The sequence below is a fragment of the Roseateles sp. FW301-B2 genome (genome assembly GCF_058788955.1).
In genome coordinates this window covers 1-23,913 of sequence record NZ_JBYTBE010000025.1, presented here as the reverse complement: position 1 = coordinate 23,913, position 23,913 = coordinate 1, and the positions used below count along the sequence as shown (strand labels likewise).

The 23,913-nt window shown below is 68.2% G+C and carries 23 protein-coding genes and 1 riboswitch; of the genes, 13 read left to right on the top strand and 10 right to left on the bottom strand.

Features of this window, described 5'->3' with window-relative positions:
• Position 1: 1 nt before the first annotated feature.
• Positions 2 to 1,336, top strand: a complete 1,335-nt coding sequence (gene pepQ, locus AC3WQY_RS16910; protein ID WP_492709728.1) for a Xaa-Pro dipeptidase — start codon at positions 2 to 4, stop codon at positions 1,334 to 1,336.
• Positions 1,337 to 1,339: 3 nt separating this feature from the next.
• On the opposite strand, the gene AC3WQY_RS16905 is transcribed toward pepQ, so the two are convergent.
• From AC3WQY_RS16905 to ahcY, 5 genes are all read right to left on the bottom strand, one after another.
• Positions 1,340 to 1,924, bottom strand: a complete 585-nt coding sequence (locus AC3WQY_RS16905; RefSeq protein ID WP_492709727.1) for a peroxidase-related enzyme — start codon at positions 1,922 to 1,924, stop codon at positions 1,340 to 1,342.
• Between the two features lie 202 nt (positions 1,925 to 2,126).
• Positions 2,127 to 2,741: an OmpW/AlkL family protein gene (locus tag AC3WQY_RS16900; RefSeq protein WP_285235208.1), complete on the bottom strand. Its 615-nt coding sequence runs from the start codon at positions 2,739 to 2,741 to the stop codon at positions 2,127 to 2,129.
• A gap of 139 nt (positions 2,742 to 2,880) precedes the next feature.
• Positions 2,881 to 3,708: a methylenetetrahydrofolate reductase [NAD(P)H] gene (metF, locus tag AC3WQY_RS16895; protein ID WP_285235209.1), complete on the bottom strand. Its 828-nt coding sequence runs from the start codon at positions 3,706 to 3,708 to the stop codon at positions 2,881 to 2,883.
• Positions 3,705 to 4,499 (bottom strand): TlyA family RNA methyltransferase, encoded by a 795-nt coding sequence (locus tag AC3WQY_RS16890; protein ID WP_492709726.1) that lies wholly within the window; start codon positions 4,497 to 4,499, stop codon positions 3,705 to 3,707. The genes metF and AC3WQY_RS16890 overlap by 4 nt, the downstream gene beginning before the upstream one ends.
• 10 nt (positions 4,500 to 4,509) lie before the next feature.
• Positions 4,510 to 5,934, bottom strand: coding sequence for an adenosylhomocysteinase (ahcY, locus tag AC3WQY_RS16885; RefSeq protein WP_285235211.1), 1,425 nt, complete (start codon positions 5,932 to 5,934; stop codon positions 4,510 to 4,512).
• Positions 5,935 to 6,022: 88 nt separating this feature from the next.
• Positions 6,023 to 6,097: riboswitch (S-adenosyl-L-homocysteine riboswitch) on the bottom strand.
• Positions 6,098 to 6,167: 70 nt separating this feature from the next.
• On the opposite strand from ahcY, the gene AC3WQY_RS16880 reads away from it, so the two are divergent.
• A complete protein-coding gene (locus AC3WQY_RS16880) occupies positions 6,168 to 6,962 on the top strand; it encodes an HAD-IIB family hydrolase (protein ID WP_492709725.1) in 795 nt (264 codons plus the stop codon).
• Here AC3WQY_RS16880 and AC3WQY_RS16875 read toward each other — a convergent pair.
• On the bottom strand, positions 6,959 to 7,900 hold the full coding sequence (locus tag AC3WQY_RS16875) for an AraC family transcriptional regulator (RefSeq protein WP_492709724.1): 942 nt from the start codon (positions 7,898 to 7,900) through the stop codon (positions 6,959 to 6,961). The genes AC3WQY_RS16880 and AC3WQY_RS16875 overlap by 4 nt on opposite strands.
• A gap of 151 nt (positions 7,901 to 8,051) precedes the next feature.
• Here AC3WQY_RS16875 and AC3WQY_RS16870 point away from each other — a divergent pair, with 151 nt between their 5' ends.
• Entirely contained in the window at positions 8,052 to 9,059 is a 1,008-nt protein-coding gene (locus tag AC3WQY_RS16870) for an aldo/keto reductase (RefSeq protein ID WP_285235214.1), read from the top strand.
• Between the two features lies 1 nt (position 9,060).
• Here the strand turns inward: AC3WQY_RS16870 and AC3WQY_RS16865 are convergent, their stop codons facing one another.
• Complete coding sequence (locus AC3WQY_RS16865) at positions 9,061 to 10,185, bottom strand: DNA glycosylase AlkZ-like family protein (RefSeq protein WP_492709723.1); 1,125 nt, start codon at positions 10,183 to 10,185, stop codon at positions 9,061 to 9,063.
• Positions 10,186 to 10,211: 26 nt separating this feature from the next.
• Entirely contained in the window at positions 10,212 to 11,228 is a 1,017-nt protein-coding gene (locus AC3WQY_RS16860) for a GGDEF domain-containing response regulator (RefSeq protein ID WP_492709722.1), read from the bottom strand.
• Between the two features lie 103 nt (positions 11,229 to 11,331).
• On the opposite strand from AC3WQY_RS16860, the gene AC3WQY_RS16855 reads away from it, so the two are divergent.
• Both AC3WQY_RS16855 and AC3WQY_RS16850 read left to right on the top strand, forming a co-directional pair.
• On the top strand, positions 11,332 to 12,294 hold the full coding sequence (locus AC3WQY_RS16855) for a chemotaxis protein CheX (RefSeq protein WP_285235217.1): 963 nt from the start codon (positions 11,332 to 11,334) through the stop codon (positions 12,292 to 12,294).
• A 13-nt stretch (positions 12,295 to 12,307) separates the two neighbouring features.
• Entirely contained in the window at positions 12,308 to 12,679 is a 372-nt protein-coding gene (locus AC3WQY_RS16850; RefSeq protein ID WP_285235218.1) for a response regulator, read from the top strand.
• Between the two features lie 30 nt (positions 12,680 to 12,709).
• Here the strand turns inward: AC3WQY_RS16850 and metK are convergent, their stop codons facing one another.
• A complete protein-coding gene (gene metK, locus AC3WQY_RS16845) occupies positions 12,710 to 13,894 on the bottom strand; it encodes a methionine adenosyltransferase (RefSeq protein ID WP_285235219.1) in 1,185 nt (394 codons plus the stop codon).
• 173 nt (positions 13,895 to 14,067) lie between these two features.
• Here metK and AC3WQY_RS16840 point away from each other — a divergent pair, with 173 nt between their 5' ends.
• From AC3WQY_RS16840 to AC3WQY_RS16810, 7 genes are all read left to right on the top strand, one after another.
• Positions 14,068 to 14,937, top strand: coding sequence for a lysophospholipid acyltransferase family protein (locus tag AC3WQY_RS16840; protein WP_492709721.1), 870 nt, complete (start codon positions 14,068 to 14,070; stop codon positions 14,935 to 14,937).
• Positions 14,934 to 15,824 carry an LpxL/LpxP family acyltransferase gene (locus AC3WQY_RS16835; RefSeq protein ID WP_492709720.1) on the top strand — a complete coding sequence of 297 codons (891 nt, stop codon included), beginning with the start codon at positions 14,934 to 14,936 and terminating at the stop codon, positions 15,822 to 15,824. Before AC3WQY_RS16840 ends, AC3WQY_RS16835 begins: the two co-directional genes overlap by 4 nt.
• 22 nt (positions 15,825 to 15,846) lie before the next feature.
• Positions 15,847 to 16,713 (top strand): diaminopimelate epimerase, encoded by an 867-nt coding sequence (dapF, locus tag AC3WQY_RS16830; protein ID WP_492709719.1) that lies wholly within the window; start codon positions 15,847 to 15,849, stop codon positions 16,711 to 16,713.
• Positions 16,710 to 17,426, top strand: coding sequence for a DUF484 family protein (locus AC3WQY_RS16825; RefSeq protein WP_492709718.1), 717 nt, complete (start codon positions 16,710 to 16,712; stop codon positions 17,424 to 17,426). The genes dapF and AC3WQY_RS16825 overlap by 4 nt, the downstream gene beginning before the upstream one ends.
• Positions 17,395 to 18,333 (top strand): tyrosine recombinase XerC, encoded by a 939-nt coding sequence (locus AC3WQY_RS16820; RefSeq protein WP_492709717.1) that lies wholly within the window; start codon positions 17,395 to 17,397, stop codon positions 18,331 to 18,333. Before AC3WQY_RS16825 ends, AC3WQY_RS16820 begins: the two co-directional genes overlap by 32 nt.
• 154 nt (positions 18,334 to 18,487) lie before the next feature.
• Complete coding sequence (locus AC3WQY_RS16815; protein WP_492709716.1) at positions 18,488 to 19,897, top strand: hypothetical protein; 1,410 nt, start codon at positions 18,488 to 18,490, stop codon at positions 19,895 to 19,897.
• Positions 19,894 to 21,075, top strand: coding sequence for a class I SAM-dependent rRNA methyltransferase (locus AC3WQY_RS16810; protein WP_492709715.1), 1,182 nt, complete (start codon positions 19,894 to 19,896; stop codon positions 21,073 to 21,075). The genes AC3WQY_RS16815 and AC3WQY_RS16810 overlap by 4 nt, the downstream gene beginning before the upstream one ends.
• A gap of 5 nt (positions 21,076 to 21,080) precedes the next feature.
• Here the strand turns inward: AC3WQY_RS16810 and AC3WQY_RS16805 are convergent, their stop codons facing one another.
• Positions 21,081 to 21,569: an Lrp/AsnC family transcriptional regulator gene (locus tag AC3WQY_RS16805; RefSeq protein ID WP_492709714.1), complete on the bottom strand. Its 489-nt coding sequence runs from the start codon at positions 21,567 to 21,569 to the stop codon at positions 21,081 to 21,083.
• A 155-nt stretch (positions 21,570 to 21,724) separates the two neighbouring features.
• On the opposite strand from AC3WQY_RS16805, the gene glmS reads away from it, so the two are divergent.
• The gene (gene glmS, locus AC3WQY_RS16800; RefSeq protein ID WP_492709713.1) at positions 21,725 to 23,596 is read left to right on the top strand and encodes a glutamine--fructose-6-phosphate transaminase (isomerizing); all 1,872 of its coding nucleotides are present in this window, start codon (positions 21,725 to 21,727) and stop codon (positions 23,594 to 23,596) included.
• Positions 23,597 to 23,913: the final 317 nt, after the last annotated feature.

Sequence of the window (23,913 nt, the reverse complement as noted above, 5' to 3'; positions counted from 1 at the left end):
GATGAACAGTGCCGCCTACGCCCACCACCTCGCCAGCCTGCAGCAGCGCGCCGAAGACGCGCTGGCGCGCTGCGGTTTCGATGCCCTGCTGATCGCCTCCGGCATTGAGAAATACGCCTTCCTGGACGACCGGCCCTATCTGTTTGCGCCCAATCCGCATTTCAAGCATTGGCTGCCGCTGACCCAGCACCCCAACAGCTGGCTGCTGATACGCCCGGGGCAGCAGAAGCCCTTGCTGGTCTACTACCAGCCCGACGACTACTGGCATGTACCGCCGTCGGCGCCCAGCGGCTTCTGGGTCGAGCATTTCGAGATCCGCATCATCAGCACGCCGGACGAGGCGCGCCAGCACCTGCCCCTGCAGCTGGCGGCCGCCGGCCGCCTGGCCATCATCGGCGAGGCGGATGCCGCGCTGGAGGGCCTGGTGCCCAACAACCCGGCCGCCCTGCTGAACCTGCTGCACTACGCGCGCGGCTGCAAGACCGAGTACGAACTGACGCAGATGCGGGCGGCCTCGACGCGGGCGGTGCGCGCCCATGTGGCGGCGCGCCAGGCCTTTCTGGCCGGCGCTTCCGAAGCGCAGATCCATGCCTCCTACCTGGCGGCCTGCGGCCATACCGATCGCGACCTGCCCTACGGCAATATCGTCGCGCTCAACGAGCATGGCGCGGTGCTGCACTATCAGTATCAAGACCTGACCCCGCCGACGCAGTCGCGCTCGCTGCTGATCGACGCCGGCGCCCAGGTGGCCGGCTACGCGGCCGACATCACGCGCAGCTGGAGTGCCGGTGATGCAGATTTCGATGCCTTGCTGGCGGCGATGGAGTCCGCCCAGCTGGCCCTGGTGGGCGAGGTGCGCGCTGGCGTGGACTATCGCGACATCCACCTCAGCACTCATGCGCGCATCGCCAGCATCCTGAAGACCCTGGGCATCGTGAAGGCGATGAGCGAGGAGGCCATGCTGGCCGAGCGCATCACCTCCACCTTCATGCCGCATGGCATCGGCCATCTGCTGGGCCTGCAGGTGCACGATGTGGGCGGCTTCATGGCCGACGCCACCGGCGCGCTGGCGCCCAAACCCGAGGGCCACCCCTATCTGCGCCTGACGCGCACGCTGCAGCCCGGCATGGCGGTGACGATCGAGCCCGGGCTCTACTTCATACCCACCCTGCTCAAGGCCCTGCGCGCCGGCCCGCACGCGGGCGCGGTGAACTGGGGCCTGGTGGAGCACCTGAGCCGGTATGGCGGCGTGCGCATCGAGGACGATGTGGTGTGCCGCGCCGCGGGTGCGCCGCCGGAGAACCTGACAAGGGATGCGTTCGCGGCGCTGGGCTGAGCATCAAGCGCCGCGCCCCAGGGAATAGAACTCGTCATTGGGGCGCATGCTCGTGACGTTGGCCATGCGGTTGGACATGCCGAAAAAGGCGGCAATGCCGGCGATGTCCCACGCGTCAGCCATGTCGAAACCATGGCGCTGCAGTGTCTCGAAGTCGTCGTCGCCCACGGCGTACGCTTCGGCAGACACCTTCATCGCGAAGTCCAGCATGACCTTCTGGCGCGGCGTGATGTCGGCCTTGCGGTAGTTGATGGCGACTTGGTCAGCGACCAGCGGATTCTTGGCCCGGATGCGCAGGATGGCACCGTGTGCGACCACGCAGTATTGGCACTGGTTCGCGTTGCTCGTGGCCACCACGATCATTTCGCGCTCGGCCTTGGTCAAGTTGCCCTTCTTCTCCATCAAGGCGTCGTGATAGGCAAAGAACGCGCGGAACTCATCCGGCCGGTGCGCGAGAACGAGGAAAACGTTCGGCACGAAGCCGGACTTCTCCTGGACGGCGAGGATGCGCGTGCGAATGTCTTCGGGCAGATCCTTGATCTCAGGGACTGGGAAACGGCTGATCTTGAATGGCGTAGCGGTGGACATGGAGGCTCCTGGGCGAGGGCGGGGAGAGGAACTCACCGGCTGCGTTGTGACAAGCAAGGCATGGCGATGTACGAAGTACCGTGACGCTACACCAAGGCGACGCCACGCAGCATCGCCAGCCCCCACCCGGCCTGGAGCCGACATGAAAAAAGCCGCCAGGCCCTTGCGGGCCGGCGGCCTTGTCGTCAGGCGACGCGCTTGATCAGAAGCGCATGCCCAGGCCCACGCCCACCAGCAGCGGGTCGACCTTGAACTTGCCGACTTCGGTGCCGCTGGAGTAGACCTTGGTGCCGATCTGCACCTTCTTCACGTCCACGTTCAGGTACAGGTTCTTGGACAGCTCGATGTCGGCACCGATCTGGGCCGAGAGGCCGAAGCTGTTGTGCTTGATGCTGGGATGCAGGGCGGTCTCGACCGCGGGGGCGAATTTCACCGACGAGAAGTTGGTGTAGTTCAGGCCCACGCCCACATAGGGACGGAAGCTGGCAGCGGGGGCGAAGTGGTACTGCAGGCTCAGCGTGGGCGGCAGGTGCTTGAGCGAACCGATTTCGGCGCCGCCGGCCTTCAGGGTGTGCTTTTGCGGATAGGTCAGGATCAGCTCGGCCGCGATATTGGGCGAGAAGAAGTAGCTGATGTCCACCTCGGGGATGGCCTTGTTGTTGATCGTCAGACCCAGGCCGGTCGTGTCCTTGTTGGCCGAGTCGATGTTGACGACGCGGGCGCGCACCAGCCAGGGGCCTTCAGCCTGCGCCTGAGCAGCAAAGCTGGCGGCGGCGAGGGCAACAGCGGCGAAGGTGCTTGCAATCTTTCCCATCATTCCAATAACTCCTTGTTTGCCGGGACCAATCCCGATGAAGCCATTGGACGCAGATCGATCGGGTTAACCCTTGATCTGACGCAAGTGCAAAAAAGCCCTCGTCATGAGGGCTTGGTGGTTTTGCGTTGCCTCAAGAAACTCAGCCGAGACCGAGGCGTTTGCACAACTCCAGCGTCAGCGCCGACTGGTTGAGCGTATAGAAGTGGATGCCCGGCACGCCATCGGCGATCAGGCGTTCACACACGCGCGTCATCACGTCCAGCCCAAAGGCGCGGATGGAGGCGGCGTCGTCCATATAGCCCTCCATCTTCAGCGCCACCCAGCGCGGGATCTCGATGCCGTCGCGCGCCGCGAACTGGGCGATGCGCGCGTAGTTGTGGAAGGGCATGATGCCCGGCACGATGGGGGCATCCACGCCCAGCTTGCGCACCTCGTCCACGAAGTTGAAGTAGGCGTCGGGGTTGAAGAAGAACTGGGTGATGGCCTCGTCGGCGCCGGCACGCATCTTGTCGGCGAAGTGCTGCAGGTCGCGGGCGGCATAGCGCTGCTGCGGGTGGTACTCGGGATAGGCAGCCACCTCGATCTTCCAGTCCGCCCCCTGCGTTTCGCGGATGAAGCGCACCAGCTCGGCCGCATAGCGGAACTCGCCCGCGGTGGCGGTGCCGCTGGGCAGGTCGCCGCGCAGCGCCACCACGCGGCGGATGTTCTGCGCGCGGTAGGTGGCCAAAATCTCGGCGATGTTCTCGCGCGTGGAACCCACGCAGGAGAGATGCGGCGCGGCCTCATAGCCCATCGCCGCGATCTCGCTCACGGTGGCCAGGGTCTTCTCGCGCGTGGAGCCGCCGGCGCCGTAGGTGACGCTGAAGTACTGCGGCTTCAGCACGCTCAGCTCCTGCACCACGGTCTTGAGCTTCTCCGCCCCCACGGGGGTGTTGGGCGGGAAGAATTCGAAACTCACCGCTGTCATGGTGTGTGTTCCTTTGCTGCGTTCGTCTTCGCTGCCTGCGGACCTTCGGCCCACAGGAAGAATTCCTTGTTGCCATCACCACCGGTGATGGGGCTTTCAAAGTAGTCGCGTACCTGCCAGTCCAGGGCGGCGGCGGCCTCGCGGGCGCGCGCCTCCAGCAGCGGGTACTGCTTGGCGTCCTTCACCAGGCCGCCGCGCGCCAGGGCCTTGGGGCCCAGCTCGAACTGCGGCTTGATCAGCAGCAAGACCTGACCCCCGGGCGCCAGCCAGGGCGCCAGCTGGGGCAGGGCGCCGAGCATGGAGATGAAGCTCAGGTCGCCGACGATGAGCGCAAAGCCCTCGGGCGGGGCCTGCTCGCGCAGCGCCGAGCCCGCCAGCTCGCGCACATGCAGGCCTTCCAGCGCGCAGATACGCGGGTTGGCCGCCAGCGCGGCATGCAGCTGGCCATGGCCCACGTCCACGCCCACCACACGCGCGGCACCCGCCTTCAGCAGGCAATCGCTGAAGCCGCCGGTGCTCTGGCCCATGTCCAGCACCGTCAGCCCGGCGACCGTCAGGCCTGTGTGCGCCAGCGCGCCCTCGAGCTTGAGCCCGCCGCGCGAGACATAGCGCAGCTCCGCGTCATCGCTGATGCGGAGCTCGGCGAACTCCGGCAGCTCCTCGCCCGCCTTGCGAATGGCCGACCAGCCCTTGGCCGAGCGCCACTCGGCCGCGGCCGCGCTGATCAGCCGCTGCGCGGCCGAACGCGTGGGCGCCAGGCCCTTGGCGACCAACAACTGGTCTGCGCGCATCGCTCGCCGCTCAGTAGCGGTAGGTGTCGGGCTTGTACGGGCCCTGCTTGGGAACGCCGATATAGGCCGCCTGCTCATCGCTGAGCTCGCTCAGCTGGGCGTTCAGCGTGGTCAGCTGCAGGCGCGCCACCTTCTCGTCCAGGTGCTTGGGCAGCACATAGACCTTGCCGATGTCGTAGGCGTCCTTGTGCGCGAACAGCTCGATCTGCGCGATCGTCTGGTTGGCGAACGAGGACGACATCACATAGCTCGGGTGGCCGGTGCCGCAGCCCAGGTTCACCAGGCGGCCCTTGGCCAAGAGGATGATGCGCTTGCCGTCCGGGAAGATCACATGATCGACCTGCGGCTTGATCTCTTCCCACTCGTACTTCTCGATCGAGGCGATGTCGATCTCGTTGTCGAAGTGGCCGATATTGCAGACGATGGCGTTGTGCTTCATCGCGGCCATGTGCTCATGGCGGATCACGCCCTTGTTGCCGGTGGTGGTGACGAAGATGTCGGCCTTGTCGGCGGCGTATTCCATCGTCACGACGCGGAAGCCTTCCATCGCCGCCTGCAGCGCGCAGATCGGGTCGATCTCGGTGACCCAGACCTGCGCCGACAGCGCGCGCATCGCCTGGGCCGAGCCCTTGCCCACATCGCCATAGCCGGCGATCACGGCGATCTTGCCGGCGATCATCACGTCGGTGGCGCGCTTGATGCCGTCCACCAGCGATTCGCGGCAGCCGTAGAGATTGTCGAACTTGCTCTTGGTGACCGAGTCGTTGACGTTGATGGCGCGGAACAGCAGCGAGCCCTTGGCCGACATTTCCTTCAGGCGGTGCACGCCGGTGGTGGTCTCCTCGGTCACGCCGATGATCTCGGCGCTCTTGCGGGTGTACCAGCTCGGGTCCTGGGCGATCTTGGCCTTGATGGCGGCGAACAGGATGCGTTCTTCCTCGCTGCCCGGGTTGGCCAGCACGGAGAGATCCTTCTCGGCCTTCTGGCCCAGGTGCATCAGCAGCGTGGCATCGCCGCCGTCGTCCAGGATCATGTTGGGGCCCTCGCCCGGCGTGCCGGCCGCACCGAATTCAAAGATGCGGTGCGTGTAGTCCCAGTAGTCTTCCAGGGTCTCGCCCTTGTAGGCGAACACCGGCGTGCCGCGGGCCACCAGGGCGGCGGCGGCATGGTCTTGCGTGGAGAAGATATTGCACGAGGCCCAGCGCACTTCGGCACCCAGGGCCTGCAGGGTCTCGACCAGCACGCCGGTCTGGATCGTCATGTGCAGCGAGCCGGTGATGCGCGCGCCCTTGAGGGGCTGGCTGGTGGCGTACTCGCGGCGGATCGCCATCAGCGCGGGCATCTCGCTCTCGGCGATGTTCAGTTCCTTGCGACCCCAGTCGGCCAGCGACAGGTCGGCAATCTTGTATTCGGTGGTGGTGGCAGCGGCATTCATCAGCGGGCTCCTTCAATGACAAAACGTCGAAGCCGCTGGCGCCATGAGGGAGGGTCTGAAAAGACAACGATCACCCACGCAGGACGTCAGCGGGTGAGCGCGGTTGCAAAGAAAGTCTCCGAGCCTGGCCTCTAAGCAAGAGGTTGCAACGCTCCTCGGAAGCCACGGATTCTAAACGCATCGCGCAGCTCGTTCGCTCGAACAGGCATGGGGAATGGGCACAATCGGCGCCCATGCTGCCTCTTGCCTCCTGCCCGCCCGCGGCTCTCGGCCGCCTGCGCGGTGTGCTCACCGATATCGACGACACCCTCACCGCCGAGGGCGCCATCGCGCCGGCCGCCTTGCAAGCCTTGCACGATCTGGCCGCCGCCGGGCTGCCGGTGATCGCGATCACCGGGCGCCCGGCCGGCTGGAGCGAGCCCTTCGCGCTGGCCTGGCCGGTGCGCGCCATCGTGGCCGAGAACGGTGCGGTGATGCTGCAGAACCAGGGCGGCCGGTTGCGCCGCAGTTTTTATTGCCAGGACGAGGCGACCCGCCGTGAAAACTTCGCGCGCCTGCAGCGCTGCGCCGCCGACGTGCTGGCGCGCGTGCCGGGCGCCACGCTGGCCGAGGACAGCGCCGGCCGCCTCACCGACATCGCGGTGGACCACAGCGAGTTCGCGCAGCTGGACGCGGCGCAGATCGATGCCGTCTGCGCGGTGATGCGCGCGCATGGCCTGCAGGCCACCGTCAGCTCCATCCACATCAATGGCTGGATCGGTGCGCACAGCAAGCGCACGGCGGCCGACTGGGCGGTGCAGGGCCTGCTGGGCGAGGCCTTCGTGCCGGCCGACTGGTTGTATGTGGGCGACTCCAGCAATGATGAGCAGATGTTTGCGTCCATCCCGCTCAGCGTGGGGGTGGCGAACATCGCGCGCTTTGTGCCGCAGCTGCGCAGCCTGCCGGCCTATGTGACGGCCGCCGAGCGCGGCACGGGCTTCGCCGAGGCGGCGGCGGCGCTGCTGGCGGCGCGCGCCGCAGGGGCTTAGGCGGCAGCCGCTCCGCGCCACTGCGCCATATCGCTGCGCGGCGGCGTGCCGAACAGGCGCCGGTATTCACGGCTGAACTGCGAGGGGCTTTCATAGCCCACCTGGTGCGCGGCCGCGGCGGCGTCCAGACCCTCGGCCAGCATCAGGCGGCGCGCCTGCTGCAGGCGCAGCTGCTTCTGGTATTGCAGGGGCGAGAGGCTGGTGAGCTGCTTGAAATGCTGGTGCAGGCTGGAAGGGCTCATATGCGCCAGCGTGGCCAGCTCCTCGATGCGCAGCGGCTCGGCATAGCGCTGCGTGAGCGCGTCGACGGCGCGCGCGACGCGCTGGGTGCTGCTGTCGCCGCTGGCCAGCGCGCGCAGCTGAGCGCCCAGCGGGCCGGTGAGCACGCGGTAGAAGATCTCGCGCTGCAGCATCGGCCCCAGCATGGCCTGGTCCTGCGGCGTGTCCAGCAGCTGCAGCAGGCGTAGCGCGGCGTCCAGCAGCGGCGTGGTGACGGGGCTCAGGTTCAGCCCCACCGGCGCGGCGGCGCGCGCGGGCGAGGGGGCTGGGGCGGCCGGGCCGCACTGCAGCAGCAGATCGGCCAGCATCTGCGTGCTGCTGCTCAGGCGCAGGCACAGATAGGGCTGGGCGGGGCTGGCCTCGGTGATCTGGCCGAGCGGCAGCATGGTCATCGAGACCAGCAGGCAGTGCAGCGGGTCATAACGCAATGTCTGCGCGCCCAGCTGGGCCTGCTTGCGGCCCTGCAGCACCAGCACCAGGCCGGGCGCATAGACGGCCGGCAGGGCCTGGGCGGTGGCACTGGCGCGTATCAGGGCTAGGCCGGGCAGGGCGGTGTCGTGCAGGCCATCGGCGGGGGCGTGGCGCAGGGCCAGGGCCAGCGCGCGTTGGCGCAGGCGCTCCAGCTCGGCGGTGTCTTGGGGGTGTGGGGCTTCGGCCATGGGGCGGATTGTGCAAGCCTGCTGCCAGGGGTGAGGCGGCCGGCGCGGCGGATTCGGAGTTTTGGGCAAGCATGGGCGAGCTTTGCGCTGGGCTCGGCGTGCCCTCGTTCCTATGCTGCGAGGGGTCAACAAACCAAGGAAAGAGAACAGCATGAGCAAGCAAGAATTGACGATGCCACGCCGCCGGCTGGGCGCCCAGGGCCCCGAGGTTTCGGCCCTGGGGCTGGGCTGCATGGGCATGTCGGACTTCTACGGCCCGGCGGACGAGCAGCAGTCGCTCGCGGTGTTGCATCGGGCGCTGGACATCGGGCTGAACTTCCTCGACACCGCCGATATGTATGGCGTGGGCGCCAACGAGCGCCTGCTGGCGCGCCTGCTGGCCGAGCGCCGCGAGGAGGTGGTGCTGGCCACCAAGTTCGGCAATGTGCGCGCCGCCGATGGCCGGCTGCTGCGCATCGACGGCAGCCCGGCCTATGTGCACGAGGCCTGCGACGCCAGCCTGCAGCGCCTGGGCGTGGAGCAGATCGATCTCTACTACCAGCATCGGGTGGATCGCAGCGTGCCGATCGAGGAGACGGTGGGCGCGATGGCCGAGCTGGTGCGCGCCGGCAAGGTGCGGCATCTGGGCCTGTCCGAGGCCTCGGCGGCCACGCTCAGGCGCGCCCATGCGGTACACCCGATCGCCGCGCTGCAGACCGAGTACTCGCTCTGGACGCGCGACGTCGAGGCCGAGATCCTGCCCACCTGCCGCGAGCTGGGCATTGCCCTGGTGCCCTACAGCCCGCTGGGGCGCGGCTTCCTCACCGGCGCGATCCGCAGCGCCGAGCAGTTGCCGGCGGGCGACTGGCGGCGTGCCAATCCGCGCTTCCAGGCCGAGCAGCTGGCCGCCAATCTGGCGCTGGCGGATGCCCTCGGTGCGCTGGCGCAGGGCGAGGGGCTGAGCCCGGCGCAGCTGGCGCTGGCCTGGCTGCTGGACCAGGGGCCCGACATCGTACCCATCCCCGGCACGCGCAGCGTCAGCCGCCTGGCCGAGAACGCCGCCGCGGCCCAGGTGCACATCGGCGCCGCGCTGCGCGAGCAGCTGGCGGGCCTGCTGGCCGCGCATCCGGTGGCCGGCAGCCGCTATCCGGAGGCGGCGATGGCGGCGCTGAATGCCTGAGTTAGGCTGGTGAGTCCAGGCCCAGGAATTCGCTGACGCGCTGCAGCTCCTCCTCCAACGCCAGCTTGAAGGCCGCGCCCTTGGGCCGGCCATGCACGAAGCCCAGCTCATGCTGGAGCCGGCCGTCTTTTTCAAGCCGCAGATTGGCCCAGCCCAGCATCGCGTCGCCCCATAGCAGGGGCAGGGCGTAATGGCCCATCTTGCGCTTGGGCGCGGGCGTGTAGGCCTCGAACTTGTATTCCCAGCCCCACAGCAGCTGGAAGCGGCGGCGATCCCACACCACCGGGTCGAAGGGCGCCAGCATGCGCAGCTGGGTGTCGAGCCGGTGGCGCTTGGAGCGCGGGTTCTCGTCAGCGGGCCAGAACCAGGTGCGGCCGTCGATCTGCGCATGGGCATAGCGCGCCTTGGCGCGCTGGCAGGCCTGGCGGGTCTCGGCGCGCAGCTGCGGCGCGCCATAGCCCAGCAGCGAGGTCAGGTAGCCAAGGCTGGGCGCGGGCAGCGGCGCATACAGCGCCACCACCATGTCCAGCAGCGCCTCGGCGCGGGCCTGGCGCGCGGCCGGGCTCTGTTCGGCTTCGGGGTGCTGCACCGCCTCGTAGACGCGCGTGCCGGCGTCGCGCCGCTTGACGCGCAGCTGGCTGCGGTAATGCAGGCCGTCGAGCAGCTGGGTGCTGACGTTCAGCTCGCCGCCCCAGTAGCCGGGCATGCGGCCATGGTGGCTGAATTCCTCCAGCAGCTGCTTGGGATGGGTGGGGCCGCGCTCGCGCACCACCGCCAGCAGCTGCTCGGCCTGGGCGCGGGTCTTGGCGTCCCAGCTGCGCCTGGGCTCGCGCGGATGCAGCAGGGCCAGGTGTTGCCTGGGCAGGAAGCCGTAGTTGACGAAGCAGTCTTCCTCGACTGCCAGCCGGGTGTAGCGGCGCTCCAGATCGCCGGCGCGGTAGTCCTTGACGCGATGGCGCAGGATCAGGTCCTGGGCGCGCGCCGGTGCGCGCATCGGGTCGGCCTGCACGAAGCCGAGCTTGCGGATTGCGGTGGGCAAGGTGGTCGGCTTGAAGAGGCTGCGCGCGATCGCGTAGCGGCGCAGTTCCTCAAGGCTGGGGGCGGGGGGGGCTGCGGGCGTACTCATCGGCCGCGAGCATCGCAAACAACTGTTTATTTGTCCAGCGGTCTGGCGGACGCCGGTTGGCGCTGCTCCAGCGTGTCCATCTGCATCTCGTAGCTGAAGAAGCGGTTGCGGCCATGCGCCTTGGCGTTGTAGAGCGCATCGTCGGCGCGCAGCAGCAGGCCCTCGGCGGTGGTGCTGGCATCGGCCACGCAGGTGGTGATGCCGCCCGAGACGGTAATGTGCGGGGCGATGTCGGAGTCCGGGTGCGGGATGCCGGCCAGCGCCATGGTGCGTATCAGGGCGCGCGCATAGGTCATCGCGCCGGAACGCGGCGTGTTGGGCAGGATCAGCGCGAACTCCTCGCCGCCGTAGCGGCCCACGCAGTCGCTGGGGCGGCGGCAGGCCTCGCGCAAGAGCGCGGCCACGCGCTTCAGGCAGGCATCGCCCTCCACATGGCCCAGGCTGTCGTTGTAGCGCTTGAAATAGTCGACATCGCACAGCACCAGGGTGAGCGGCAGGCCATCGCGGCGCGCCTGGGCGATGCATTGGTGCAGGCGCTCGTCGAGGGCGCGCCGGTTCATCAGGCCGGTGAGGGCATCGGCGTTGGAGAGCTCGTGCAGCTGCGCGTTGGCGCTGCGCAATTCGTCGGAGAGCTGCACCAGGCGCTGGCGCATGCCCAGCAGGCGCTGCATGGCGCGCAGCTTGGCGTGCAGAATCATCGGCGAGACCGGCTTCACGAGGTAATCGTCGCCGCCGGCCTCGATGCCGCGCCAGACGTCCTGGTCCTGGTCGCGTTGCGAGAGAAAGATGATGGGGGTCCAGCCGCCCGGCTCGGCGGCGCGGATCTGCTGCGCCGTCCAGTAGCCGTCGTGTGCGGGCATCTCCACGTCCAGCAGCACCAGGTCGGGTCGGTAGCGCTTGAACAGCTCCAGCCCCCAGTCGGCGCTGTCGGCCTCGAGGGCGCGATGCCCGGCGCGGTCCAGCTCGGCCACCACCGCCACGCGCGAGGCGCTCTGATCGTCGATCACCAGGATGGTGAGCGGGGAGGGGCTGCTGGGGAGCATGGGGCGCCGGGTGCTACTGCGGAGGCCTCAAGTATGGCCGCGAAGCTGACGATATGTGATGGGATAAGGCGGCTTGCCGTTCGCCTGTTGGGAAAACCGGGCCATGACAGACACCACCCATCTCGAGGCCAAGGTCTTGCTGCTCGAGCACGACCCGGCGCAATACCAGCTGCTGGCGGATTTCTGCGCCGAGGTGGGCCTGCTGGCCTTGCCGCGCAGCGCGCGCGATGCGCTCAGCACGCTGGCCCAGCACAAGGATCTGGCGGGCGTGCTGCTGGCGGAGGATCTGCCCGGCGTGGAGCCCGATGCCCTGAGCCTGGCGCAGGCCATCCACAAGCTGCGGCCCGAGCTGCCCACCTTTCTGCGCCGCAGCAGCACGCGCGAGCTGCTGCCCGAGGAGCAGGCGGCGCTGCGCCATGCCTGGCAGCTGGGCGGCATCGAGGACCTGCGCGCCGCCGTGCAGCGCGCCATCTTCAGCCTGCGCTACCCCAGGAAGCTGGTGGACGGCATCGTCGAGCTGACCTGCGCCTCGCTGAGCTCGATGTTTCCCTACGCCAAGGTGCAGGCCGAGTCGCCCTATGTGGTGCACGACCGCATCATCTTCGGCGAGGTCTCGACCCTGATCCCGATCGAGAGCACCTGGTGCCGCGGCTACATGATGCTGCAGACCGAGGAGGGCGCGCTGCGCCAGGGCCTGATCCAGGGCTTCAGCTACGAGGGCCTGGGCGGCGATTTCAATTTCCGCGAGCTCAACAACCTGCTGGGCGAAACCACCAACCTGATCTGGGGCGCGTTCAAGAACCGCTACATCCCGCCGCAGGCCTTCACCACCCAGCAGATCCAGGTGCCGCTGGTGATCAACCACGAGCACAAATACATGTCCTTCGGCTCGCAGGACCCGCAGCTGTGCATACGCTACCAGCTCTCCGATCCGCGCCGCCCAGGGTTGCCACCCTTGATGATCGTGCAGCGTTTCATCTTCAATCTCTACTGGTCGCCCGAAGGCTTTGCGGAATTCGCGGCGGCCCCGCCCCCCGCCGCGACCGGCGAGCTCGATCTATTCTGAAGGGAACCCCTGCATGGCTCAGATTCTGGTGGTCGACGATTCCAGCACCATGCGCGGCATCGTGACGACTTTCCTGAGCAACAACGGCTTCGAGGTGGTGGTGGCGGTGGACGGGGTCGACGGCCTGCTGCAGCTGCGCCGGGACCCCGGCATCAAGCTGGTACTCAGCGACATCAACATGCCCAATATGGACGGCCTCACCATGGCCGAGAAGATCCGCGTGGAGCTGGGCAACCGCGCGGTGCACATCGTGATGCTGACCACCGAAGACAATCTGCAGGTGCGCGAGCGTGGCAAGGCGATCGGCGTCACCGGCTGGATCGTCAAGCCCTTCCGCGGCGAGGCGGTGCTGGGGCCGTTCAGGAAGATGTGCGGGCTGGAGTGACGCTCGTCACCCCAAGCGCAGTGCGCTCGCTCAGCCCTTCAGGCCGGCCAGGTCGCGCAGCACGTTCACCTTGTCGCGCGCTTCCCAGCTGAACTCGGGCTCCTCGCGGCCGAAGTGGCCGTAGGCCGCGGTCTTGCCGTAGATCGGGCGCAGCAGGTCCAGCATCTGGATGATGCCCTTGGGACGCAGGTCGAACACCTCGTTGACGATGGCGGCGATCTTGTCGTCCGAGATCACGCCCGTGCCCTCGGTGTAGACGGTCACGTTCATGGGCTTGGCCACGCCGATCGCGTAGGCCACCTGGATCTGGCACTGGCGCGCCAGGCCGGCGGCCACGATGTTCTTGGCCACATAGCGGGCGGCATAGGCGGCCGAGCGGTCCACCTTGGTCGGATCCTTGCCCGAGAACGCGCCGCCGCCGTGCGGGCAGGCGCCGCCATAGGTGTCGACGATGATCTTGCGGCCGGTGAGGCCGCAGTCGCCCTGCGGCCCGCCGATGACGAAGCGGCCGGTCGGGTTGACCAGGTACTTGGTCTCCTTGAGCCATTCCTTGGGCAGCACCGGCTTGATGATCTCCTCGATCACGGCCTCGTAGAACTCGGGCTTCATCTTGTCGCCCAGGCTCATCTCGGGTGCGTGCTGGCTGGACAGCACCACGGTGTCGATCGAGTGTGGCTTGCCGTCCACATAGCGCATCGTCACCTGGCTCTTCGCATCGGGGCGTAGGAAGGGCAGGCGGCCGTCCTTGCGCAGCTGGGCCTGGCGCTCCACCAGACGGTGGGCGTAGTAGATCGGCGCGGGCATCAGCTCGGGCGTCTCGTCGCAGGCATAGCCGAACATCAGGCCCTGGTCGCCGGCGCCGGTGTTGAGGTGGTCGTCGCTGGCGTGGTCCACGCCCTGGGCGATGTCGTTGCTCTGCTTGTCATAGGCCACCAGCACCGCACAGCCCTTGTAGTCGATGCCGTACTCGGTGTTGTCGTAGCCGATGCGCTTGATGGTGTCGCGCGCCACCTGGATGTAGTCCACATGGGCGTTGGTCGTGATCTCGCCCGCCAGCACCACCAGGCCGGTGTTGGTGAGGGTTTCCGCGGCCACGCGCGAACGCGGGTCCTGGGTGAAGATTGCATCCAGAATCGCGTCCGAGATCTGATCGGCTACCTTGTCGGGGTGGCCCTCGGAAACGGATTCGGAAGTAAACAGAAAGTCGTTCGCCACTTTTACACTCCTTGTTGTCAGTCCATCGGCGTTGCCGTGCTGCGGGAGTCGCGGCGAACGCTTTAGCGGCATTTGTTGAGCATCGCAGCCCGGCAGTGTTTCAATCCGCGGATCAAACCCTGCATCGCCCCGCAAGTTGTTCAGTAACTCGGCGATGCACTCATTATAGAAATATGTGGTTTCTGCGTCTGCTTTCACGCTCCCCCCTGTGGTTTCAGCAAGGATTAGGTGCCCTGCTGGGCCGCCTGACCTGGTGGCTGGCGCCGGTCTATCGCCAGCGTTTCAAGGCCAATGTGGCGCAGGCCGGCCTGGGCATGGCCGAGGCCGGTGCGGCCATCGGCCACATCGGCCGCATGATGGGCGAGTTGCCCTGGATGTGGTTGCGCCCCTTCGGTGAGCCGCTGGGCGCGCGCGTGCAATGGGATGGCGCTGAGCTGATCACGGCGGCGCTGGACCAGGGCCGCGGGCTGATCCTGCTGACGCCGCACCTGGGCTGCTTCGAGGTCACGGCGCAGGCCTATGTGGAACATTTCAGTGCCAAGTACGGGCCGCTGACGGTGCTGTTCCGCCCGGCGCGCAAGGCCTGGATGCGCGAGCTGGTGGATGCCTCGCGCGAGCGCCCGGGCCTGCTGCCGGCGCCCGCCAGCCTGGCGGGTGTGCGCCAGATGCTGCGCGCGCTGCGCCAGGGGCAGGCGGTGGGGCTGCTGCCCGACCAGGTGCCACCCGACGGCCTGGGCGTGTGGGCGCCGTTCTTCGGCAAGCCGGCCTACACCATGACCCTGGCCGGCCGCCTGGCCCAGCAGACCGGTGCCGTGCCGGTGCTGATCTGGGGTGAGCGCCTGCCCTGGGGGCGTGGCTTTGTGGTGCGGGTGCGACCCGGCCCGGTGATCGCGCGCGAAGACACGCCAGAATGCGCGGCCACCGCCGTCAATCAGTCCATGGAATCCATCATCCGCCAGCTGCCCGGGCAATACCTCTGGAGCTACAACCGCTACAAGGCGCCGCGCCGCGTGGACGTGGCCGCCCTGGGGGATGGCTCGTGATCGGACGGGTGGGTGCCCATCTGCTGATTGGCCTGGTGTGGTTGCTGCACTGGCTGCCCTTCGGGCTGCTGGCGGCGCTGGGGCGCGGCCTCGGCGGCCTGCTGCATGGGCTGGCGCGCTCGCGGCGGCGCATTGCCCTGCGCAATGTCGAGCTGTGCTTTCCCGCGCTGAGCGAGGCCGAGCGCCGCGCCCTGGTGCGCGAGCATTTCGCGCTGATCGGCCGCAGCATCCTGGAGCGCGGCCTGCTCTGGTTTGCCCCGCCCGAGCGGCTGCTGAGCCTGATGCGCGTGAAGGGCGACATTCAGCTGGCCGAGCGCGGCGAGCGCCCGGTGATGTGGCTGCTGCCGCATTTCGTCGGCCTGGAATGGAGCGCGCCGGCGCTCATGCTCAAGCAGCGCTGCCCGGGCGTGGACGTCTACCAGCGCCAGAGCAATGCGGTGTTCGACGCCCGCATGCTGGCCGGGCGCGCGCGCTTCGGCACTACCGCCTTCGTGGACCGGCACGAGGGCATACGCCCGGTGCTGCGCCTGATCAAGCAGGGCTATGCCTTCCTGAATGCCCCCGACATGGACTTCGGCGCCAAGGACTCGGCCTTCATCCCCTTCTTCGGCGTGCCCGCCTGCACCCTGCTGGCGCCCTCGCGCATTGCGCGCAGCATGGGCATGGCGGTGCAGCCCATCGTGGTGCGCATGCTGCCCGGCAGCGAGGGCTACGAGGTCGAGGCCTGCGAGCCGCTGCCCGGCTATCCGAGCGACGACCCCGAGGCCGACGCCCGTACCCTGCATGCCTGGCTGGAGGCGCGCATCCGCGAGCAGCCGGCGCAGTACCTGTGGGTGCACAAGCGCTTCAAGACCCGGCCGGCGGGCGCGCCCTCCCTCTATGCCTGAAGCGCGCGCGGATAATCGCGGCATGAATGTGCATTTCACCAAGATGCAGGGTGCCGGCAACGACTTCGCCGTCATCGATGCCACCCGCGCCCCGCTGGCCCTCAACACCGCCCAGCTGCAACGCCTGGGCGATCGCCGCTTCGGCGTCGGCTGTGACCAGATCCTGGTGATCGAGGCCAGCCCGGTCGCGGGCGTCGACTTCCGCTACCGCATCTTCAACGGCAGCAGCGGCGAAGAGGTGGAGCATTGCGGCAATGGCGCGCGCTGCTTCGTGCGCTATGTGGTCGACAAGGGCCTCACAGCCAAGCGCAGCATCCGCGTGCAGACCGTCAACAAGCTGCTCGAGCTGCATCTGCAGGACGACGGCCGCGTCACCGTGGACATGGGCGCGCCCATCTTCACGCTGGCTGACCTGCCCTTCGTGGCCGCGGGTTTGCAGCCGCGCCTGCAGCAGGGCTTCGAGCTCTGGCCGCTGGCGCTGCCCTCCGGCCCCTGCGAGGTGGCGGTGCTGTCGATGGGCAACCCGCATGCGGTGCAGTTCGTGGCCGATGTCGATGCGGCCCCGGTGCTGCGCGTCGGGCCCGAGGTCGAGCACGATGCGCATTTCCCGCGCCGTGTGAATGCCGGTTTCGTGCAGGTCATCAGCCGCAGCGAGATCAAGCTGCGCGTCTACGAGCGCAGCGCCGGCGAGACCCTGGCCTGCGGCACCGGCGCCTGCGCCGCGGTGGTGGCGGGCATACGCCTGGGGCTGCTGGACGAGGCCGTCGAGGTGCATGCGCGCGGCGGCGATTTGAAGATTGAATGGGCCGGCCGTTCGGCGGGCCTGGACGCACCGGTGCGCATGACGGGCCCGGCGCAAACCGTGTTTGAAGGAGAGATCGAGCTGTGACGACAAGCGAACAAGGTGTGACAGGCATCACCGAGCAGGACATTGCCAACTACCTGGCCAACAACCCGAGCTTCTTCGAGCGCCACGCCGAGTTGCTGGCGGCGGTGCAGCTGAGCCATCCGCATGGCCAGCGCGCGGTTTCGCTGCAGGAGCGCCAGGCCGAGATGCTGCGCGAGAAGATCAAGGGCCTGGAGCACAAGATCGTCGAGATGATCCGCAATGGCCAGGAGAACGTCGCCATCGCCGACCGCTTGCACCGCTGGACCACCGCGCTGATGCTTACCGCCGAGGCCGGCGCCATCCCCGAGGTGCTGCTGCGCGAGCTGCGCCATCACTTCCTGATCCCGCTCGCCGGCTTGCGCCTGTGGGTGGTGGACGAGGCCCATGCGCAGGCCGACTTCGCCGCTGCCGTGGGCCCGGATGTGAAGAGCTTCGCCGGCAGCCTGACCCAGCCCTATTGCGGCGTGAATTCGGGTTTCGAGGCGGCGCGCTGGCTGGGCGAGGATGCCGCGGTGAGCTCGCTGGCGCTGATCCCGCTCAGCTACGGCAGCCCGGCCAAGGCCTTCGGCATGCTGGTGCTGGCATCGCCCGACCCGACGCGCTACACGGCCGAGATGGGCACCGAATTCCTGGCGCGCATCGGCGAGATCGCCAGCGCCGCGCTGGTGCGCCTGCTGCCCGATGCCCGACGCAGCGACCATCCTGGCGCCTGAGGCCCAGGCCTATCTGGAGCATCTGCGGGTGCAGCGGCGCCTGGCGCCGCGCACGCTGGCGCTCTACCGCGATGCGCTGGGCCGGCTGGCCGCGCTGGCGCAGCGCGATGGCGTCGAGCTGCTGAAGCTCCAGCCCCACCAGGCGCGCCGCTGGCTGGCGCAGTTGCACGGCCAGCAAGACCTGGCCCCGCGCAGCCTGGCCCTGCTGCTCTCGGCCTGGCGCGGCTATTACCGCTGGCTGGGGCGCGAGCAACTGGTGAGCCTCAACCCGATCGACGGCCTGCGCCCGCCCAAGGCCGCCAAGCCCCTGCCCAAGGCCTTGGCCGTGGATGACGCGGTGCAACTGGCGGACTTTCAGGGTGGGCATGCCGATCGGCGGCTGGAGGCGCGCGATGCCTGCATCGTCGAGCTGCTCTATGGCTGCGGCCTGCGCGTGGCCGAACTGGTGGGGCTGGATCTGCAAGCCCATCGCGATGCCCAGGCCTGGGTGGACCTGGCCAGCGCCGAGGCCCAGGTGCTGGGCAAGGGCAGCAAGCGCCGTTCGGTGCCGCTGGGTGCGGCGGCCTTGCGGGCCCTGCTCACCTGGCTGGACCTGCGCGGCGAGCTGGCCAGGCCGCAGGAGCAGGCGCTGTTCGTCGGCCAGCGCGGGGCCCGCCTCGGCGCCGCCCAGGTGCGCGTGCTGCTGAAGGCGCGCGCCCTGCAGGCCGGCCTGCCCACCCATGTGCATCCCCATATGCTGCGCCATTCCTTTGCCTCGCACCTGCTGCAGTCCAGCGGCGATCTGCGCGGCGTGCAGGAGCTGCTGGGGCATGCCAACATCAGCACCACCCAGGTGTATACGAAGCTCGACTTCCAGCATTTGGCCAAGGTCTACGACGCGGCCCATCCGCGTGCCAAGAAGCGCTGAGCCCATGCCGATGCTGGTATCGTGCGCGCCCATGCCTTCTCACCACCGTCCCGCCCGCTTGTTGCCGCTCTTGCTGGCCGTCTCCGCCGCATATGCGGCGGATGCGCCGGCTTCTTTCGTGACCTCGGCCGAAACCCGCCCCGCTGCCTTTGAAATGAGCTGGACCCCGCTGCGCCTGCCCAATGGCGACCGCAGTGCGCTGTTCGGCGGCAGCTATCTGGTGGCGGTGAACGAGGATTGGGGCTTCGGCCCCAGCGTCTATGGCGCCGCGCGCGGCAATTACGGCGGCGTGTTTGCCGCCGGTTTGACGGCGCAGCGCCGTTGGCGCCTGAGCGGCGACAGCCATCTGGCGCTGGGCCTGTATGCGGGCGCGGGCGGCGGCTTGAGTTCCGAGCAGATCCGCTATGGCGGCGGCCTGATGTTGCGCCCCGAACTGTCGCTGCGCACCCAGGTGGGCAATTGGTACAGCGGCCTGGCGCTGAGCCATGTGCGCTTTCCCAGCGGCAATGTGAAGAGCAGCTCGATCGCCCTGGTGCTGGGCCGCTCCGACAGCTTCGCCAGCTTCGCCCCCAGCGACGCCGGCCGCCTGGGCCGCTCGTCGGGGCGCAGCGGCATGGGCTTTGACGAGATTGCGCTGAGTGCCGGCGTCTACCTGCCGCGCAAGGGCGCCAAGACGCGCTCGGACCAGCCGAGCGCCAGGCGCATGTACACCGCCGGCGCCGATCTGAGGCAATACCTGGCCCCTGGATCCTGGTGGGGCCTGGAGGCCTCGGGCGCGGCCAAGGGCGGCGCCGACGGCTATATGGAAATCCTCGGCACCGCCGGGCAGGATTGGGCGCTCGGTACGCCCAATCTGCGTGCCGGCCTGCATGTGGCGGCCGGCCTGGGCGGTGGCGGCAATGTGGCCACCGGCAATGGCTGGCTGCTGCGCGCCGGCCCCAGCCTGCGCTGGCTGACGCCCTGGGGTGGCAGCGTCAGGCTGGAGGGCGGCTGGCTGCGCAGTGCCTCGGGCGGCTTCAGTGCGCCCTATGGCCGGCTCTCGCTGGCGCTGCCGCTGGAGCGGCGCTCGCGCGCCGATTCCTTCTGGCAGCTGGAGGATGGCGTGGTGCGCACCCAGAGCTTCTATGCCGCCGTGCAGCAGCTGCCCAGCATGAGCTACAAGAACGGCAGCAGCGCCTCGATCGGCCAGATCGGCCTCTTGATGACGCGCGAGCTCAATCCCTGGCTGTATGGCGCCGCCCAGGCGGGCAGTGCGGCCTTCGGCAAGGCGGGCGCCTATTCCTATGGTCTGTTCGGCCTGGGCCTGCAGACGCCGCTGTGGGCGCAGCAATGGCGCGCCGGCGCCGAACTGCTGGTGGGCGCCGCCGGTGGTGGTGGCGTCGCCGTGGGTGGCGGCGCGGTGATGCAGGCCGAGGCCTGGGGCCAGTGGGAAGGAAGGGGCGACTGGGATCGCCTGCGCCTGCGCGCCGGCTTGGGCCAGTGGCGCACCATGAAGGCGGGCACGCAGTCCTCGCCGGTCTTCAGCCTGGCCGTGGGCTATGCCTTCGGTACCATGGCGCCATGAAATCGATACGCATACGTGCCGGCAAGGAACGCTCGCTGCAGCGCCGCCATCCCTGGGTGTTCCAGGGCTCGGTGGAGCGCGGCCGCGCCGACGCCGGCGAAACCGTGCGCGTCGAATCCGCCGAGGGCCAGTTCCTCTGCTGGGCCGCCTACAGCCCCGACTCGCAGATCCGCTTGCGCGCCTGGAGCTTCGACGAGGCCGAGCGCATCGACGCCGCCTTCTTCCAGCGCCGCATTGCCGCCGCCATCGCGGTGCGCCAGCGCCTGCCCATCGCCTCCGACGCGGTGCGCCTGCTGCACGGCGAGGCCGACGGCCTGCCGGGCCTGGTGGTGGACCGCTATGGCGACACCCTGGTGGCGCAGTTCGGCACCGCCGGCACCGAGCGCTGGAAACAGCAGCTTGCCGATCAGCTGCTCGCCGCCACCGGCCTCACGCGCTTGTACGAGCGCTCCGACGCCAGCGTGCGCCAGCTCGAGGGCCTGGAGGCCCAGACCGGCTGGCTGCGCGGCGCGGGCGACACCGAGCTGGTGATCCGCGAACACGCGTGGCAGCTGAGCCTGGACGTGGCCGAGGGCCACAAGACCGGCTACTACCTGGACCAGCGCGACAACCGCAAGCGCTTTGCCGATACGGTGCGCCAGTACGGTTGCCGCGAGGTGCTGAACTGCTTCAGCTATACCGGTGGCTTCTCGGTGGCGGCGCTGGCCGGCGGCGCTTCGAGCGTGATCAGCGTGGACTCCTCGGGTCCGGCGCTGGCGCGCGCCAACCAGCATGTGGCGTTGAACGGCTTCGATGCCGCACGCCACCAGGCCCTGGATGCGGATGTGAACCACACACTGCGCGCCTATCTGGCCGAGGGGCGGCAGTTCGATGCCATCGTGCTGGACCCGCCCAAGTTCGCGCCCACGGCGGCCCATGCCGAGCGCGCCGCGCGCGCCTACAAGGACATCAACCGCCTCGGGCTCAAGCTGCTCAAGCCGGGTGGCATCCTGTTCACCTTCTCCTGCTCGGGCGGCATCCCGCCCGATCTGTTCCACAAGATCGTGGCGGGGGCGGGCCTGGACGCGCAATGCGATGGCTACATCCTCGAGCGCGTGGGCGCGGCGCCCGACCATCCGCAGACCATCTACTTCCCCGAGGGCGAGTACCTCAAGGGCCTGCTGATCCTGAAGCGCTGAACCGCCTAGCCGCGCGGCAGGACCAGCTGCGGTGCGAACTTGGCGCGGTGCACGCTGAAGAAGCTCTTCACATTGCGCACATTGGCGTCCTGGGTGAAGAGGCGCTGCACCAGCGCGTGATAGGCCGCCATATCGGCCACCTGCAGCACCAGCACGAAGTCCGGCCCGGGTGAGACGCGCCAGCATTGCTGCACCTCGGGCGCGGCCACGGCGCGCTGCTCAAAGGCCGCCAGATGCTCGGCGCCCTGGCGATCCAGCGTGATCTCGACGATGGCCGACAGGCCTGCGCCCAGCTTCTCGGGCGAGAGCAGGGCCACGCGCTTTTCGATCACGCCCAGTTCCACCAGGCGCTTGACGCGCCGCAGGCAGGTGGCCGGCGAGACATGGGCGCGCTGCGCCAGCTCCTGGTTGGACACCGCCGCGTCCTGCTGCAGCAGATCCAGCAAGCGGTAGTCGGTGCTGTCTAGCCCCAGGGTTGTGGCTGATTCCGTCATTTCATCCGCTTTCGTGAAATATTGAGGCGCCGATTTATGAATGTGGATGATTGTTGCAAATGACGACGAATTTTGAAAGCAACCATCTTCGCCATCTGCCTACGATGCGCAGCATTCCCTCCAGCCTCATCCTTCCTTCACGGAGACAACAGCTTATGTGCGGCATCGTCGGCGCGGTCAGTCAGCGCAACATCGTTCCCATCCTGATCGAGGGCCTGAAGCGCCTGGAGTACCGCGGCTACGACTCCTGCGGCGTGGCCGTGCACCAGGGCGGCGAGCTCAAGCGTGCGCGCAGTACCTCGCGCGTGGCCGAGCTGCACAGCCAGACCGCCGAAGACGGCATCGCCTCCGGCACCGGCATCGCCCACACGCGCTGGGCCACCCATGGCGTGCCGGCGGTGCACAACGCCCACCCGCATTTCTCGCATGGCCCGAATGCCGCCGCCGACAGCGTCGGCCGCATTGCCCTGGTGCACAACGGCATCATCGAGAACCACGACGAGCTGCGCCATGAGCTGAAGGCCAAGGGCTACCAGTTCAGCAGCCAGACCGATACCGAGGTAATCGCCCACCTGGTGGACCATCTCTACCATGGCGACCTGCTGGAGGCCGTGCAGGCCGCCCTGCCGCGCCTCAAGGGCGCCTATGCCATCGCCGTGTTCTGCCGCGACGAGCCGCACCGCGTGATCGCCGCCCGCGAGGGCTCGCCCCTGGTGCTGGGGGTTGGTACCGAGGCAGGGCAGGGCGAGAACTTCGTCGCCTCGGATGCGATGGCGCTGGCCGGCGTGACCGACCAGATCGTCTACCTGGAAGAGGGCGATGTGGTGGACCTGCAGCTGGGCCGTTACTGGCTCAGCCATCGCAACGCCGAGACCGGCCGCTTCGAGTCGGTGACGCGCGAGGTGCGCACCGTGCATGCGCACAGCGGCGCGGCCGAGCTGGGCCCTTACCGCCACTACATGCAGAAGGAAATCTTCGAGCAGCCGGTGGCGATTGCCAACACCCTGGACGCCGTGGCCGGCATCACGCCCGAGCTGTTCGGCGACGGCGCCTACCGCATCTTCAAGGAGATCGACTCGGTGCTGATCCTGGCCTGCGGCACCAGCTACTACTCGGGCTCCACCGCCAAGTACTGGCTGGAGAGCATCGCCAAGATCCCCACCAGCGTCGAGATCGCCAGCGAATACCGCTACCGCGACAGCGTGCCGAATCCGCGCACCCTGGTGGTGACCATCAGCCAGAGCGGCGAGACCGCCGACACCCTGGCCGCCCTCAAGCATGCCCGCGCACTGGGCATGAAGCACACGCTGACGGTTTGCAACGTGGCCACCAGCGCGATGGTGCGCGAATGCGAGCTGGCCTACATCACGCGCGCCGGCGCCGAGATCGGCGTGGCCTCCACCAAGGCCTTCACCACCCAGCTGGTGGGCCTGTTCATGCTGACGCTGGCACTGGCGCAGACGCGCGGCCACCTCAGCGACGAGCAGGAAGCCGAGCACCTCAAGGCGCTGCGCCACCTGCCGGTGGCGGTGCAGGCCGTGCTGGCCCTGGAGCCGCAGGTGATCGCCTGGAGCGAGGAGTTCGCGCGCAAGGAAAACGCGCTCTTCCTGGGCCGCGGGCTGCACTACCCGATCGCGCTGGAAGGCGCGCTCAAGCTGAAAGAGATCAGCTACATCCACGCCGAGGCCTACCCGGCCGGCGAACTCAAGCATGGCCCGCTCGCGCTGGTCACCGCCGAGATGCCCGTGGTGACGGTGGCGCCCAACGACGCCCTGCTCGAGAAGCTCAAGAGCAATATGCAGGAAGTGCGCGCCCGCGGCGGCCAGCTCTATGTGTTCGCCGACGGCGACACCCAGATCGAGAGCGAGCCCGGTCTGCACGTGATTCGCATGCCCGAGCATTACGGCGCGCTCAGCCCGATCCTGCACGTGATCCCGCTGCAGCTGCTGGCCTACCACACCGCCTGCGCGCGCGGAACGGATGTGGACAAGCCGAGAAACTTGGCGAAAAGTGTGACGGTTGAATAACGGGTTAGGTTGGTGCCTTCATTGTTCTCGACAATTAAAGTCGTAAACAGGTAAATAAAGTCGTAAACGACGAGTGAGAAATGGCGCGGCTTGGCGCAGCGCCGTCGGTCAGGTCGCAATGTCGTAAACAACGACTGAGCATTGGTGCGGCTTTGCTGACGATGTCTCGATCAGGTGGGCCTGCGGGGGCATAGGGCCGCAGCGATTGGCTGGGTTGCCAGGCGAGCAACCGCTTCAGGCGGCGGATTCAATCGGTCGACGCAACACACTAGGGGCCGATCAGGCCGAAGGAGTGTTGGACATGAGGCAGCGACCGC